The following is a 1563-nucleotide window of genomic DNA, read 5'->3' on the forward strand; positions in this document are numbered from 1 at the left end:
GACGCCACCTCGGCGCCGCCGCCCCGCCCGCCGCCCGAGTCGCGGTCGCCCTCCACCGCGCGGACCTGGACGCCGAGCATCGCGGTCTGCCCGATGTGCACCTTCGGACCGGCGCGCCCCCGCCGGATCTGCTCGGCGATGGCCAGCGCCCGGTTGATCGGGATGGCGAACCCGCGGCCCTTGCCCTGCTTGTTCATCTTGAACCCGGCGGACGCGGCGGTGTCCATGCCGACCACCTCGCCCGCGGCGTTGAACAGCGGCCCGCCGGAGTCGCCCGGCCGGATCGCCGCGTCCGTCTCGATCAGCCCGGACAGCTTCTCCGAGGACCCGTCGGAGTCGTCGCGCGCCACGACCGTCTGGTCCAGCGCGGTGACCTTGCCCCGGGCGACCTTCGGCGCGCCGCCCTTGCCGCCCGCGTTGCCCTTCGCGGTGACCTGGTCGCCCTCCGAGACCTTGCCCGAGTCGCCGAACGCGGCGGGCTTGAGCCCGGCCCCCTTCGCGCCGCTCAGCCGGATGACGGCGACGTCGTTGGACCTGTCGTAGCCGACGACGTGCGCGGTGTAGCTCACGCGGGTGCGGGTGTCGGTCGCCGTGATGGCGGTCGCGCCCTGGATGACGTGGTTGTTGGTGAGGACCAGGCCGTTGCGGTCCAGGATGATGCCGGTGCCCGCGGCGAGGGTTCCCCGGTAGCCGAGCTCGGTGTCGACGTTCACGATGCCGCCGCCGCGCACGCCTCCGGCGGGCCGGTGCACCGTGTACGGCGAGGGCGACTCCGCGACGGCGGGCAGGCCGCTCACCGGACCGGTGAGGATCGGCTTCGCCAGAAGGAAGGCCGCGAGCCCCGCCAGCGCCAGCAGCACCAGCCAGCCCGCGGCCGAGCGGGACCCGCCGGGGCCGGGGACGTCGCGGTCCGGGACAGGGTGCATCACGCCTCCTCCGCGCCGCACGAACGCGGACGGGATACCCGCTGCGTCGCATTTACACCTCGGCGGCTCTACTCCATGAAACGCACCGCGAAGCGGAAATGTTCGGGATCGCTGGAGAAGGCGGCCCGGATCACCTGATCCGGACGTCCGCGGCTCCCGCCGTCCGGGACTCAGGAGGCGGGGGTGAAGTACCGGCGTGGGTTGGCGACCAGCATTTGCTCGATCTGCTCGCTCGTGACCCCGGCCTCGCGCAGCGCCGGAAGCACGTCGTCGGTGATGTGGCCGTAGTGCCAGTTCGGCATCACCGGGCGCAGCGCGTCCGGGTCGGGCCCGAACCAGTCGATGAAGCAGGACGCGTCGTGGCTGAGGACCATCCGGTCGGCGTAGCCGCGCGCGCACAGCGCGGCGACGGTCGCGACCCGGTCGGGCGTCGGGTTGTAGGCGTCCAGGCCGAACCGGTCCATGCCGAGGATCGCGCCGGTGTCGGCCAGCTCCATCAGGTAGCCGAGCTCGTTGGAGTCGCCCGCGTGGCCGACGACGACCTTGGCGAGGTCCACGCCCTCCTCGCGCAGCAGGTCGAGCGCGGCGCGTCCGCTGTGGGACGCGCTGTGGGTGTGGACGGTCACCGGCGCGCCGG

The 1563-nt window shown here is 73.4% G+C and carries 2 protein-coding genes; both read right to left on the reverse strand.

Annotated elements, in window-relative coordinates; genetic code table 11:
* The coding region (locus AB0J52_RS39875; RefSeq protein WP_500188344.1) for a S1C family serine protease at positions 1-926 on the reverse strand (926 nt) is incomplete at its 3' end.
* A 170-nt stretch (positions 927-1096) separates the two neighbouring features.
* On the reverse strand, positions 1097-1563 hold a 467-nt coding region (locus AB0J52_RS39880), incomplete at its 5' end, for a phosphotriesterase family protein (protein WP_500188345.1).

The sequence above is a fragment of the Spirillospora sp. NPDC049652 genome (assembly GCF_040675125.1).
Lineage (GTDB): Bacteria > Actinomycetota > Actinomycetes > Streptosporangiales > Streptosporangiaceae > Spirillospora.